Annotated in this window: 9 protein-coding genes and 1 pseudogene; 3 read left to right on the forward strand and 7 right to left on the reverse strand. The window is 50.0% G+C overall.

Annotated elements, in window-relative coordinates; genetic code table 11:
• Positions 1-120: 120 nt before the first annotated feature.
• The gene (locus tag IC007_RS03275; protein WP_149528357.1) at positions 121-3339 is read left to right on the forward strand and encodes a thermopsin family protease; all 3219 of its coding nucleotides are present in this window, start codon (positions 121-123) and stop codon (positions 3337-3339) included.
• Between the two features lie 22 nt (positions 3340-3361).
• On the opposite strand, the gene IC007_RS03280 is transcribed toward IC007_RS03275, so the two are convergent.
• Both IC007_RS03280 and vapB read right to left on the reverse strand, forming a co-directional pair.
• The gene (locus IC007_RS03280) at positions 3362-3772 is read right to left on the reverse strand and encodes a type II toxin-antitoxin system VapC family toxin (protein ID WP_054846889.1); all 411 of its coding nucleotides are present in this window, start codon (positions 3770-3772) and stop codon (positions 3362-3364) included.
• Positions 3769-4047 (reverse strand): type II toxin-antitoxin system VapB family antitoxin, encoded by a 279-nt coding sequence (gene vapB, locus IC007_RS03285; protein WP_232048999.1) that lies wholly within the window; start codon positions 4045-4047, stop codon positions 3769-3771. Before vapB ends, IC007_RS03280 begins: the two co-directional genes overlap by 4 nt.
• A gap of 423 nt (positions 4048-4470) precedes the next feature.
• Between vapB and IC007_RS03290 the strand changes: the two genes are divergently transcribed.
• Entirely contained in the window at positions 4471-5670 is a 1200-nt protein-coding gene (locus IC007_RS03290; RefSeq protein WP_054846887.1) for an MFS transporter, read from the forward strand.
• A gap of 546 nt (positions 5671-6216) precedes the next feature.
• A complete protein-coding gene (locus tag IC007_RS03295) occupies positions 6217-6768 on the forward strand; it encodes a hypothetical protein (protein ID WP_054846886.1) in 552 nt (183 codons plus the stop codon).
• Between the two features lie 182 nt (positions 6769-6950).
• On the opposite strand, the pseudogene IC007_RS03300 reads toward IC007_RS03295, so the two are convergent.
• The 5 genes and pseudogenes from IC007_RS03300 to IC007_RS03320 all read right to left on the reverse strand — a co-directional run.
• Positions 6951-8160 (reverse strand): annotated as a pseudogene (locus IC007_RS03300) (RNA-guided endonuclease InsQ/TnpB family protein); the annotation flags it as partial.
• Positions 8161-8278: 118 nt separating this feature from the next.
• Positions 8279-8914, reverse strand: a complete 636-nt coding sequence (locus tag IC007_RS03305) for a ferritin family protein (protein WP_054845933.1) — start codon at positions 8912-8914, stop codon at positions 8279-8281.
• A 128-nt stretch (positions 8915-9042) separates the two neighbouring features.
• Positions 9043-10224 (reverse strand): ABC transporter permease, encoded by a 1182-nt coding sequence (locus IC007_RS03310; protein WP_054845932.1) that lies wholly within the window; start codon positions 10222-10224, stop codon positions 9043-9045.
• Positions 10221-12686 (reverse strand): COG1361 family protein, encoded by a 2466-nt coding sequence (locus IC007_RS03315; protein ID WP_149528358.1) that lies wholly within the window; start codon positions 12684-12686, stop codon positions 10221-10223. The genes IC007_RS03310 and IC007_RS03315 overlap by 4 nt, the downstream gene beginning before the upstream one ends.
• Positions 12683-13351: an ABC transporter ATP-binding protein gene (locus IC007_RS03320; protein ID WP_149528359.1), complete on the reverse strand. Its 669-nt coding sequence runs from the start codon at positions 13349-13351 to the stop codon at positions 12683-12685. Before IC007_RS03320 ends, IC007_RS03315 begins: the two co-directional genes overlap by 4 nt.
• Positions 13352-13392: the final 41 nt, after the last annotated feature.

Genomic DNA, 13392 nt, shown 5'->3' on the forward strand with positions numbered 1-13392 from the left:
GTCCTAAATCAAAACTTTAGTTGAAAGAAAGTTTCGAGTGTACCTGATAAGATTCGAAGTAGTCCATAACGCATGTGAAAAACCAATATTTATATATAGAACAATAACCATTTTTCATTTATGAGAAAGGCTCTCCTCCTCTTATTCTTCCTATTTTTCCTGCCTCCTCTAGTTACAGTCATCTACGTTTCCGCCTCGCAAGGGACATACAACTTCGGTTCCGACCCTGCGGTGGGGATTTCCGACAACGGAGTAGTGTGTACTCCTTCAGGCGAGAGGACGTACTCCTTCACCACTCGCGCCGTGAAAGGCGAGTTCACCTTCTATGGGGGTCAGTTCTTCTCAGGCCCTCCGGTAAACTCCCCGTCTTTCTCGGTACAGTTGAACGCGCAGCTCTTCACTGGTCATCAGGTTTACTGGGCCCAGGACGTTGCGCTGGTCAAGTCCTCCGGTTCGGCTTACGTCGTAGTTGCGGTGGACAACCTCTGGAACTTCACCATATACCATGCAGGCCTTCAAGGCGTGACTGGTAAAGGGATTGACAACGGTACTTTCTACGAGTACGCTTACCCCACCCGCTTCGTCACACGGGCCCCCTTCACGGTGACAGCTGAGATGGTAGCCATTACACAGGGAGGTCACCCGGCGGTAGAGATGTTCTTCTCCTTCTCCAACTCAACGTTCTCTACATCTTTCCAATACGATACGGTGGTCATCCCCGTGGGAGGGTATTCGTTCTTCGGCGTGGGACTCCCCTCCATCTACCCCGACGACATTGAATGGGTAGTCGGAGGAGGAGGGGGTGGGTCTTCCCTCTCTGTCAACGCTTGGAGTGCGACTATGACGGCGTGGTACCGCCACGACGGGACCTTCTACGTCTTGACGGGGGGATCACCTATCTCCCACGACACGGGAGAGAGCGCTACTGGGATATCCGAGACGTGGGACAACTCCCAGATGATAGTACAACAGACCTATGGGGGGATTACTTGTTCCCCTCTTTGGACAGCTCAAGCTCATGTAGAGAAGGAGAAGGACACTCTTCAGATTAACGTTCTACCTGATGGCGCTGAATGGTTAGGGAAGCTGGTGGGACCTGAGGACGAGTGCATCTCGCTGACTGACGGAGGAAGCCTAAACACGTCTTCCCTACCTCCTGGGCAGTACACACTGACAGTGAACCTACTGGTGGCTGGACAGGAGGTGTACTCGTACTCCTATCCTTTCTCTGTAGGCAAACCAGCGGAAGTGACGGTCACCTCTCCCTCTGGGTATTTCATAGCTAACGGTGTCGAGTACAAGTCCAACTCCACGTATAACTTCTCCGTGCCGGTCACCATAACCTTCCCTCAGGTGAACGTTTCTACAGACGAGAGGTTAGTGTACTCTTACAGCTTGGTGAATAACGAGAAGGAGGAAGAGGTCAGCATTACTTCAGGCGGGATCTACAACGTGACCGCGGAGTACGTGAAGCAGTACTACGTGAATTTCCCATTCCCTGTAAAGGGTTCTGTGAACGGGGTGAACGGTACGCTCGACACGGGATGGTACAACGCGGGGGACGAGGTGGAGGTTTTCCCTCAGCTGGTGAACCTAGGTGAGGAGGAAGCCAACGTGTCAGGTTCGTCATTCACTGTCGAGTCGGGGGAAGCTACCCTGAATTACTATTACCTTTACTACGTCAACTTGTCCCAGGGGACTTACGTGTTCATTGACGGTAACCTGACGTACTTCAAGTCGGGGTTCCTGAGACAGGGGACATCTTTCAGCGTGGACAGGGTATTTAACGTGAGCATAGGGGAGAGGGAAGTCGTGAGCTCGAACGTCAGTAACGTCACGGTGATCTCGCCCTTGTTCGTGGAGATCAACCTGAAGGTACAGTACCTAGTGAAGGAGACTCTCCCTAACGGGACTTCGCTGGAGTGGGTTAACTCGGGAGAGAACATAACCTTCCCCAAGGTCATAGATGAGGGAGAGGAGAGGTACGTGATCAACGGGACAGACTGGTACGTGGTGAAAGCCCCAGAGAACCTTAGTCCTCCTTACTTGTTGCAGTTCCTGGTTAGAGCTACACTCCCTACCGGGAACGTGACTCAATGGGTAGATAACGGGACGTTGGTGAGGTTCCCAATGATTTACGTGAACTCGTCGGTGAGGTGGTACACTAACTCGTCCGTGGTAGTGAACTCGCCCATGAACGTGACCCCTGCGTACGTGTTGCAGTACTTCGTCACGCTGAAGCTACCTAACGGGACAATAAAGGGGTGGTACGATGACCACTCGACGATCAAGTTCCCAATGATTTACGTGAACTCGTCGGTGAGGTGGTACACTAACTCGTCCGTGGTAGTGAACTCGCCCATGAACGTGACCCCTGCGTACGTGTTGCAGTACTTGTTGAACGAAACCCTCCCTAACGGTACGTTGACAAAGTGGGTGGACAACGGGACGTTGGTGAGGTTCCCAATGATTTACGTGAACTCGTCGGTGAGGTGGTACACTAACTCGTCGGTGTTTGTCAGCTCGCCCATGAACGTGACCCCTGCGTACGTGTTGCAGTACTTCGTCACAGTGACCCTGCCTAACGGGACAATAAAGGGGTGGTACGACAATGGAACCAAGATAGCTTTACCCCACGTGATTAACGTCAAACAAGGGGTCAGATATGTAACGTCGATCCTTTGTGTGACAATTGAGAAGCCTATTAACTCCTCTCCTCAGTACGTGTTGCAGTACTTGTTGAACGAAACCCTCCCTAACGGTACGTTGACAAAGTGGGTGGACAACGGGACGTTGGTGAGGTTCCCAATGATTTACGTGAACTCGTCGGTGAGGTGGTACACTAACTCGTCGGTGTTTGTCAGCTCGCCCATGAACGTGACCCCTGCGTACGTGTTGCAGTACTTCGTCACAGTGACCCTGCCTAACGGAACTGAGACGATGTGGGCGGACTACGGTAAGCCTATTAACATCCCGTCCATCATAAACGATACTGACGTCCTCTACGTCCTATCAAGTGAGCCTATAGCTCTCAACCACTCCATAACCCCGGTATACGAGAAGGAGTTTAAGGTATCAATTCAATACCCCAACGGTACAGTCACTCGTTACATACCCGACCACAACTCGTTGAGGCTAGAGTACAACGCACCGTTCTACGACACCGTGAAGTGGGTAGGAACGTACCAAGTGTCTAACGGAGGGGAAGTGAAGGTGGACTCTCCGATTTACGAGAAGGCAGTAGTGACGTTTAACTATTTACTCTTGATCCCTATAGTCGTGATCTTGGTCTCGTTCTTATTCTTGATGGTAAGAAAAAGGTCAGCTGATCTTAACTGACACGTGAGATAGAGGGGAAAATCTAGGGAAGACGTATATGCTTCTTCAAATCAGCGTTGGCGAGACTATAGAGTTTCTTGTCGGTCGTAAGTAACGTCGTGTTTCTTTCAGACGCCAAATAAAGAAAGGCAGAGTCGTAAAACGGTACCCTTTGATCAACGGCTAAGTTAATTGCTCCATCTATGATGTCTTCAATCCTTACTATACTACACAGAGTCTTGATGAAGTTTAGGGTGTTCCGTAACTGTTTCAATATAACAGCCTTGTCCTCATTGAATATGATTATCCTTTTCCATGCTACGTTCGAAATTTCCGCCAAGGAAAAATCAAGCGTAATAAGCTCTTCGTCTACTCTTTCCACTATCTTTGTAACCCTTTCCGTAAAGTCGTCTCTAAAAAAGAGCGAAGCAATAGCCGAGGAGTCAAGTATCAACTTTCCCTATCCTCTCTTATTAGCTCTGCGTTGTCGATATTCTTCATCTTATCTAACTGCTCCCTACTCTCCTCGAGGTATTTGTTCATTAGCACCTTCCTGGCCCTCTCCTCTATGAATCCGCTTATCTCCTTTTGCCAATCAATGTCTACAGATGCCATCAACTCCTTTAATCTCTTTGGGATTCGTATACTATAAACCGTAGACACAAGAGTTGTTTTACCGCATAGAATTATAAGCTTATTCCCTACGTTCCTGGCGATCCAGCGATACATACGATTTCTATTTGTTTCTGTAAGATAAGACTAGAAAATTAATCGTGAACCGAAGGAAGATATTGAGGAGAGGCAGGAGGTAATATTAAGGGGGAGTATCCTCATGCAGTCATCTTATTCGAGATGTATCTATAAAATTATATGAAGGTATCTCTGATATACTACGCTCCCTAAGGTAGGCTTGGTTCAAGGGGGTATCCTCATGTGAGGACAGACGGGGTTTACACGACGTTAAGCAGGGTTAGGCTGTAGCCTGCGTCCTCCTGCTCCTGTTGACCGCTTCTGTCCCTAGCCAGTCTGGACAAGTGGGACTTGAGTAGGAGTTGTAGCTCTCTGCGGTGTGGGTGTGTCTCTTTCCCACCACGTGTAGGTGAAGCGTGGCTTAAGGAAAACTTAAAACTAAAATATTAAATGTTTAAACTAATGGATAGAGACCTAAACGTTCTATTGATAACTAGAGCCTTGCGTACTTTCGGGATGAGCTACTTGTCCTTCCTTCTCCCAATATACTTGAGGTCGCTCAAGTTCTCCTATGCTGAAATAGGAATTTACGTTTTGCTTACAACTCTCAGCAGCAGCGTATTGGTGATCGTGAGCGGTTTCCTAGGCGACCTATGGAGCAAGAAGTATACCCTCGTCCTCATGTCAGGCCTACCCGTAGTGGCTTACGCCCTCCTCGTGTCTGGCTTACCTTCATTAGTTTTCCTGTCCTCCCTATTCGGCATAACCATGGGTGGTGGCGGAGGTGGAGCAGGGGGAGGCCCAGTGGCTCCTCTGACTTCCTCAATGATAGCTGAGAGGTCCTCAGGCTCCATCAGGACTAAGGTATACTCCTTCATGATGGTCGCTTCCACCATCACTGGAGTTGCCGGGAGCGTCCTCTCATCAGCAGTCATATCCTTCGTCAGGGACTACTTCGTGGTCCTCTTCGCCCTGTCCTTGATATTGGATCTGGTCAGCACAGTACTCGTCCTCCTGATCAGGGAGAAGCGCGAGAAAGCCAAGGAGATGAAGGAGGAAAAGAAGGTGATCCCGAGGAGGTCTTTGACGACAATACTCAAGGTCTCATTCGCCGGAGGAGCAGGTAGCCTGGGGCTCGGGCTGGTCATCCCCTTCATACCGTTATACATGAAACACTTAGGGGCGTCCGACCTGATGGTCTCCGAGGCCTACGATGTGTCCTACGCTGCCATCGCGTTTGTGACCTTCTTCTCTTACAGGATAGAGAGCGCATTAGGGTCGTTGAATGGGATCGTGGTCCTCAGGGGACTTGGGTCGGCCCTCCTGATTGCAATTCCCCTGTTTCCGTCATTCCTTTACGTGGCCCTTATATACGTGGTCAGGACCGCGCTCTACCAAGCTGCCCTTCCGATGAGACAGAACATGACCATGGATCTCTACGATGAGAAGGAGAGGTCCAGGGGAGCTAGCATCTCCGGACTTTTCAGGAGGCTACCGTACGGAGTCGGAAGCAGCCTGGGTTCTCTAGTGATAGCACAAGGGCTATACTTGCTAGACTTCTTCGGGGCAGGGATAGTCTCGCTCCTGGATCCTGTCCTTTACTACTATTTCTTCAAAAAAAGAGAGAAGAAAGAGCAGGAGGAAGCTAAGGCGTCTAGATAGGACCATTATGAAGTCTTCAGTCCAGGAGCCCAAGCTAGGGTTCTAGTCTAATCGTCAGACTAATGTTACCGAGAGCTGTTTCTCTCCACCATAAACAAAGGGTAGGAATCTACTCTAATTGTATATATACCCATTACATTATTTATTTCAGATAGTAAAGAGAAATCAAAAATTTGGCAGTGAAAGGATAACGAAATATGTATTTTAAAACATGTTATTTTCCATGTAAATGCCCTCAATAAAAGGTTGATGATGCGACTTCACTACCGAATTCAGAGTAACTTTCTTAGGGACTTTTTACAAGAAACAAGTTTGTATTAATCCTTAGAAAGTTTGAAAAAATTAAGTCAAGAACATCTTCATGTTTGAGTTGTTATGTTTATTCTTGAAGAATTTAGAAAATATTTAGAGCTCCATATTCAAGACAAAGTCTATCCAAAATTCTCTCATACTTTTACATATTAAACTAAGAATAGCCCGTAACGAAATATCTATATAAATCTATTTCCGAAGAAATCTAAAAAAGCTAGGTTTCCTTTTTTTGATATGGCATATAGATGTTGTGATACAGATTTCAATAGAAAGGAGGACTTCTTCAAGCACGTGAAGTCCAACGACTTACACTTCCTCACCTTTTCAGATAGAGTAGACCTCAACTTGAGCAGGGACTCCGTATCTAAAGTAATAAGCAATCCTAACTTGCTTTTCACCGCTAGCGGTAAAGTGTCGATAGTCAGGAAAGAAGGGGAAGACGTAATCAAGACCGTGATCGTGAGGAACGACGCAGGTGATAGGATAAGCTTCGGGAGAGTTAAGGGACCTCTCTTCGACGGTCAGCTCCTCACTTACTTAGTGAAAGTTAATGGGAACCCAGCCCAATACAGGATCTCATTCAGGTTGATGGGAAGGGGAGACACCACGAACGTGACAATCCTGAACAGAATGGAAGCCAAGGTCGGCTTCCTGGGAAAGGCAATGCCGTGGTTAGTCCCCAAGGTAGTCAAAGGACCTGCTAGCTTTGCGGACAAATTGAATGAGATAATGAAGGCGAGCTTAGCTGAGATGGAGATACTGACCCCAAAGAAAGTCCATGAATGACGCTATTTTTTCTGTTCGATTTCCTGAACTTCATTTTATGTACCTTAAACACTTCAAGACACGTCTTTTTCTCGTTAATAGGAGAAGATTTCTCTCTATGTTTACCGTGAAAGAAAGAGAGGAAAAGTAAAGAGGACGATAATTAAAAATTGGCCTATCATTCGTGAACTCACCCCGCCCTTACGGACGGGGCTTCCTGATTCACGGCTCCACCTTGCCAGTACCGATACCGGTAGAGGGCGGAACTCCACATCTAAGGGTCGCACCGACCCCGATCTACGCAAGATGTTCAGGGAGGCGTTGTAATCACGGTCAGTCACCCAACCGCATCGTGGACAGGAGAACACTCTGTCAAGGTTAGGTCTTCCCTCACGTAACCGCATTTGGCGCAGGTTTTGGACGTGTAGGGTGGGTCCACAAGGAGGAGTGCCTTACCGTGCTTCTCCATCTGGTACTTCAAGACCGTCTTAAGCTCGCGGAAGGCGACGTCGTGGAGCCTGAGCCTCAACTTCCTGGGGGACTTGTCCACGAGCTCCTTGACTTGTATGTCCTCCATCACGAGGGCGTAGTTCCTTGCGAAGTGTTTGCCCAGCCTCATGTAGATGTGTCTTTCCTCAGGTTCCTGAGGTGTTCGTATGCCTCGGCTAACTTGACCTTCGCCTTGAACCAGTTCTTGGATAGGAACTGCTTCCCGGACAGGATTCGGTGTAGGTGCCTCACCTTCCACAAGGCATTCTCGTAAGGCTTCACGTTGGGGGAAGTACTCCCCATCGGACGTCATGATGAGGGTCTCGATGCCCACGTCCAGTGCCATGACCTTGTTAACCTTAGGTAGCTTGGGGAACTCGTAATCTACCGCGAAGGAGATGTAGACCCTCTCGGAGGGGTCAACTTCACGACCACCCTCTTTACCTTATCGAGGGGGAAGTCCCTGTGCACGAGGACCTTGAAGACTCCCACGTGGGAGAGGCTCAGCTTCACCAACTTCTTGGGGTGGCCCTCCCTCGCCTCCCTGCTCTTCCCCCTTATTTCCCTTGAACTCAACACCTTCCATCCGCTCTGATAGACCAGGGAGTACCATCTGTGGGGCTTCCTCTCCTTGGGGAACCTGGATAGTCCCTTGAAGAACCTCTCCCTAGCCTCGTAGAAGCGATCCGCAACGTTCTGAGCATGAGAGTGCATTTGTTGATACTCCCCGTCCTGCTTCCTCAGGTCCAAGGCGAGTTGCCTCAACTGGGTTTGATTCAGACCTTTCCCATCTCTTTGGTAGAAATAGGAGTCTGCCCAACGCAGGGTGTTTTACACCTCACACGCCACCCTCAACTGGGCCTTTAACGCCCTCAACGTTTGCGAATTTGTGTAAGCTCGAAACCTGAATCCTACGTCAGGCATTAGGAGATTTTTGAAGGGCCGATATTTAAATATGAGGGGGCTATCCATCCCCTCCCTGACGGGAGGGGACTTCCGCCCCCTTTGAACCCCCCTATGAAGATAAAAACTTCCGAGAAACTCAGGCTTTATTGAGCAACCTGTACACTCTACCCCTCTTGAGCTCATCCATCTCGTTCAAGATCTCGTCGAACGGAACCAAGGGGTTCAGTTTATCCCTTCCATCCTCTACTATCTTCCTCGCGTCCGGATAAATAGACTCTATCCTCTTCACGGCGTATTCAGGGGAGCCCACCAGGGTGATCCCGAAGTTTATATGTCTCGCCTCGTCCTCAATAATGTGCCTTATTCCAGCCAGGAAAGACTGAAGCGAGTACTTCTCACCCGCCCTCCTGAGGACGTCCAGCCCCGTAGTGGCTAGGATGCCTTCGGTCACCATGTGGAACCTTGTGACTATCCTGCACAAGTCCCCGCTCTTGAAGTCTTCTACCAGCTCGTCGAAGAACTTGATGTAAGACTGGGGGAGCTCTATTTCACTGAGAGGTTCCTCCTTGAAGTAGGACTCGAAGAAGTTGAAGTGGTCTATCTCCTCCTGTACTTGTTGCGGGGAGTACCCCTTTACTCTCTCTGACGCCTTCAAGCTCAGCGGTCTCAGAACTTCCCATCTGCTCATGTACCTCTGGGGGTAAAAATGCGCTGAGAGGTACCTTATTCCGAACCTGACCTCTTGAGGCAACTCGTACCAATTCTTGTCCATATAGAGAAATATGAGTTTTAACTTATAATTCTTTCTTTCAAAAATTATTAAAACTTAATAAACTTGGTTAAAGGTAGAAACAGGGAGAGGGTAGCGAAGGGGGTGTGAGGTACTCCTCTCCCCAAGGCCTAGTCGTGCCTCAACGCAATCGACGGTTCTTGCTTCGACGCTCGGTACGACGGTGCCAACGCTGCTACTAAGCTCAGGACCACAGCTATCCCTATTGCTTCCAGCAGGAAAGTCGACGAGAAGACAGGGGCTACCTGTAGTCCCTTCAGGAAGGAGAAGCCCAACCCGAAGTGTTCAGAGGTCAGAATGGTAGCCATGATAATCCCCGCTGCCAAACCTATGCCTCCCCCTATGAGTCCCATGACGAAGGCCTCCGTCAGGAACATGACCATGACGTCTCTCCTGGTGAAACCCAGAGCCCTCAGCAACCCTATCTCCCTGGTCCTTTCAACCACTGACGTGAACATCGTAGTAGTCACGCCCATGAAGGAGACCACGAAAGACGTTGCCCCTGCAGATATGAGCAGACCGTTCAGTGAAGTCAGGGTATTGCCTATCAGCTTTATGAACTCTTCAGCTACCACTATGTTGAAGGAGTCCCCATACCTCGCCTTTATCGCGTTCACGATCGAGTTCACCTGCGACGTGGAGTAAGATACTAATATGATCCCGTTGAAGTAAGGGGAGAACTGTTCCCCGAACGAGAGGGGGACTACAAGGGATTTATCGACGTCCACGCCGAGGAAGCTCCCGAACTCGTTCAGTACACCGCTGATGAGGAAGGACTTGGTGCTGTTAATGCCGTCGTAGAAAAGCGTAACTTGTACTGGTTTTCCCGCAGTGAAACCGTAGTCTGTCAGGAAGTCGTATCCCGCTACTGCCTCATAGTCCACAGGTGGAGGGTACTTACCCTGCATGAGGGAGAGACCCGGGGCCGCGACCTTGAGCTGGTCTATGTTGACAGAGAATATGGTCACTCCGCTCCTTCCCTGAGGTGTCTGGACGAGCGCTGGGATGGTGTAGAAAGGTATCCCCATCTTGACCCCTGGTATTGAGGACAACTGGTCTGCCACGTACTGTGAGATCGAGGGACCTACACCCGTGGGAGTTATGACTATGTCATAAGGTGAGAGGAACCCTGAGATCTCGGAGAGGATGGTGTTAGAGTACCCCTCGACCATGGAGTTTATTGCAACTATCGCGGCAGGCCCCACAGCTATACCTAGGATGGTCAGGAGAGCCCTTGTCCTCCTCTCCTTCACCGACTTGATCGCGAACGAGATGAACTTGAAGAGCCTCACTTCCTCCTCACCGAGAGGTATATTATAAGGAAGACCAGGACGACTATCACAGCTGCTATTCCTATTCCCAAGAAGTCTACGTGTTTGGAGTCAGCAGTCGACGTGTTGTAAGACACACCCATGGAGATGGAGTAGGACACGTTCTTCTCCTGCATGACGGAGTTCAGGTAAGTAGCAGTGACGTTGAAGTGATAGAACCCCGGCGGGACCGTGAATGACACGCTGAACGGGGTAGGAGTGTCAGGAGACACGTCCCCAATGTAAACTGAAGTGTAGTTCCCCACGCTTACCACGACCCCCTTTGCGGGGTAGTTTCCCTCATCGACCAAGGTACCGCTAATCACGACGGAACCGTTCACCACTGAGGACGAGACTCCCGTCATCGAGAGGGACACATTCCCCGTAGAGAAAAGCTCAACTAGGCTAACTTGGTTGTATGGTAGACCGTGATAAACGTAGGACGTGTCCATTTCCAAGGGTATAGTGGACGTTGATGGTACCTCAGGGATCACGTATTCCACGAAGGAGGAGGTGGTGTTTGGCGGTATCTCTGCGACTGTAACCGACGGAGAAGAGATGTACAGAGGTGACTGGCTAGACAAGGACACATGGACGTCGTACACGGGCGAAGGTAGAGGGTTGGTCAACGACAAAAGCACTGTGTTGTTTGATGAGTAGAAAACCGTCGTAGGAGAAAGGGACACACTAATCGACGGGTCTTGAACAACCACCAGAGGAACTACGTAAGTCTCGTTCAATGTTCTAGAGTACTCTGAGAAGAAAACCTTCAGCAGGGAGGGATATACCCCAGTATTAAGGTTTGGAGGAGCGTACAAGTAGAACACGAAGGAGGAGTTGGAGTGTGGGGATATGGAGAGGGTTGTCTGGTTGAAATAAGCTATCTCCTGCACTCCCTCCACTTCGAGGATTGCGCCCACGTCTTGGACAGGAATGGAACCGTTGTTCACTACATAGACCGTCAGGTTGGAGTACCCTCCTACGGGGATAGGCTTGGTCATTGGCTCAGCGAAAACAGGGGATATCTGACTTATCACTGCGGTGAAGGTACCGTTGGCCTCTCCTCCTTCGTAGCTCATCACATACCTGAACGTGACCGGACCGGCACTGACGTTTCCGATTTGGACTGGGTAGGAAACTTCCCTGACGGAGAAGTTCCCGACCTCAGGGATGTCTACGTAAGGGTAAACAGGGGAAATCCCGTGGGGTGGTATCAAGGTCAGGTTCACGTTCTCCAGTGGTATAGGAAGGGGGTTCTCTACTACTAGGGTCAGGAGTGCAGCTCCCTCTTCAGGGAACGCTAAGGACTGGTTCCCACCCCAGAAGGAGTCCACGACCGAGGGAGTCTGGTTGTTCACTATGTTGAGGGGCTTGAGGAAAGTGAGGTTCTCTATTTCCCCCATGTCGTCCAGTGTAGCCCTGAAGAGGACGGGGTACGTACCCGTGACTGTCTCCGGCGTTACTACTTCGTAACAGAACGTTCTTTCTTCGCCAGGTGAAAGGGGAGTCTCGGTGAAGTTAGTGTAAACCACTTTAAGGTCGGGGATCATGGATAACAGCACTCCGGTTGTAGAGGAGTTCAATTTCACGAAGAAGTGGGTCAGAGACCCGGCGTAAGCTTTTCCCTGCTCAAGCGTCACGTTGAACGGAGACAGGGAGTATATGGAAGTGTTTACCTCACCTTGGTGGGAGTACTGAAATTCCAAGTAGTTCGTGAAGGAGATCGAGTAAGACATGGTGTAAACCCCAGGGGAGGAGAGGGCGGACACGTTGACAGGGACGGTGATCGGTATAGTTTCTCCAGCAGGGATAGCAGACGCTTCCTCACACACGTACTTCTCCCCCGTCAAGGAGAACACTCCCTTAGGTAGAGTCACGTTGACCTTGACGTCCAATATAGGATGCTCTGACGGGTTCTCCACTACTAACGTCAGGGGAGTAACTCCCTCACCAGCCCTTGGGAAGGTAGGCGATGAAGATGTGCCCCAGACCGCCTGAAGGGTAGGATAGATCACGGGTTTCACCGGTATCGTCACGGGAGAGGATTCTACAACGGTCTTCCCACTCGTCAGGTTCACGTAGTAAACCGTCAGGTAACCCTGATAGTACCCGGGGGAAGTAGAAGAGGGAACGCTGAGATCGAACGTGAGGACATAGCTCCCCAACGAGGACTGGGAAGAGGAACCGTACGCTACAGTAGTGCACTGTGAGGAGAGAACCTCTCCTGGCAAATCAAGGACTGCTTGTTGTGGTTGTAGGGTTATGGGTGCGCTTACGATCACGAAGAACGGCACGTCCTTGTACCCTGGATGGGCGTTTATAGGATTGCTTGGTGTTCCCCATCCTGCTGCCCCTACAGCTGCTTGACTCTGTTGAGAGAAAAAGAGAGGGATTACGCCTATCAATATCACGACCAAGAGAAGAAGTAGCTTAGCGTTCTTCATTCTACCACCCTGCCGTCCCTTATCCTTATCGTCCTGTTAGCGTAGGAAGCTACTTCCTGGTCGTGAGTAACTATCACTATTGTGCTCCCCACTTCCCTGTTCACCTTCGAGAAGACCTCCATCACTTCCTCGGAGCTCTTGCTGTCTAGATTTCCTGTCGGTTCGTCAGCTAAGATTATCTTGGGGGACTGCGCGACTGCTCTAGCTATAGCTACCCTCTGCTGCTGTCCTCCCGAGAGTTGAGACGGCTTCTTCCTGTAAAGTTCTCCTATCCCCACCGACTTCAGGGACTCCATGGCGATCTTCTCCATCTCGCTCTCAGGTAGGCCCCTGGGTATGAGAGGGACTTCCACGTTCTCCAGCGCAGTGAGCCTGGGTATCAGGTTGTAGCTCTGAAACACGAAGCCTATGTAGTAATTCCTCACCTTCGAGACCTCGTCATCAGACATTGAAGTCACGTCCTTCCCGTATACCAGGACTCTCCCTGTGGTAGGCTTGTCCAAAGTACCCATGAGGGAGAGGAGAGTAGACTTGCCCGAGCCAGAAGGGCCCATGATTGCTACGAACTCCCTTTCCTCTATTGAGAGGTTAACTTCGTGAAGGGCCTCAGTCCTCACCTGACCCGGATATACCTTAGAAACGTTCTCGAGCTTTATTACTTCCACAACTAAAGATGAGAGCGGGGGATTATAGCTATTTTCAAAAT

The sequence above is a fragment of the Sulfuracidifex tepidarius genome (assembly GCF_008326425.1).
Taxonomy (GTDB): Archaea; Thermoproteota; Thermoprotei_A; order Sulfolobales; family Sulfolobaceae; genus Sulfuracidifex; species Sulfuracidifex tepidarius.

What these genes read in the sequence shown, in the direction of transcription:
- IC007_RS03275 (WP_149528357.1), top strand. Translation starts at nt 121, where the DNA reads ATGAGAAAGGCTCTCCTCCTCTTATTCTTCCTATTTTTCCTGCCTCCT.
- vapB (WP_232048999.1), bottom strand. Translation starts at nt 4,047, where the DNA reads ATGTATCGCTGGATCGCCAGGAACGTAGGGAATAAGCTTATAATTCTA.
- IC007_RS03290 (WP_054846887.1), top strand. Translation starts at nt 4,471, where the DNA reads ATGGATAGAGACCTAAACGTTCTATTGATAACTAGAGCCTTGCGTACT.
- IC007_RS03295 (WP_054846886.1), top strand. Translation starts at nt 6,217, where the DNA reads ATGGCATATAGATGTTGTGATACAGATTTCAATAGAAAGGAGGACTTC.
- IC007_RS03305 (WP_054845933.1), bottom strand. Translation starts at nt 8,914, where the DNA reads ATGGACAAGAATTGGTACGAGTTGCCTCAAGAGGTCAGGTTCGGAATA.
- IC007_RS03315 (WP_149528358.1), bottom strand. Translation starts at nt 12,686, where the DNA reads ATGAAGAACGCTAAGCTACTTCTTCTCTTGGTCGTGATATTGATAGGC.